The organism is Bacillus pretiosus, assembly GCF_051294775.1.
Classification (GTDB): Bacteria; Bacillota; Bacilli; order Bacillales; family Bacillaceae_G; genus Bacillus_A; species Bacillus_A wiedmannii.
Genome location: NZ_JBPPHF010000594.1, coordinates 1 through 282, shown reverse-complemented (window position 1 = coordinate 282; position 282 = coordinate 1). Strand labels below are relative to the sequence as shown.

The following is a 282-nucleotide window of genomic DNA, read 5'->3' as shown; positions in this document are numbered from 1 at the left end:
GGGATATACTTTATTTGCTAATCTATCTTTTATATCATCATAAACTTGAATGATTGAATTTCTATTTTCTAAATCAAAAGTTAACAGCTTACTAAATACATTTTCATCCTGTCCGGGTACATCAAATATTTTGGGTCTTGGATAACCACTATCATATTTTTTTACACATTCTACAAAATCCATAGGGAATTTAATATTGATATATTGTTCTACTTTCTGAATGTTTTCATCGGTAATTTCTTTTTTATTTACTCCAATCCAAGTAACGTTGCTCATATATAC

At 27.3% G+C, this 282-nt stretch carries 1 protein-coding gene; it reads right to left on the bottom strand.

The genetic code is table 11. From position 1 onward, the window contains the following. On the bottom strand, nt 1-276 hold a 276-nt coding region (locus ACSG5Z_RS32300; RefSeq protein WP_435712982.1), incomplete at its 3' end, for an SMI1/KNR4 family protein. Nucleotides 277-282: the final 6 nt, after the last annotated feature.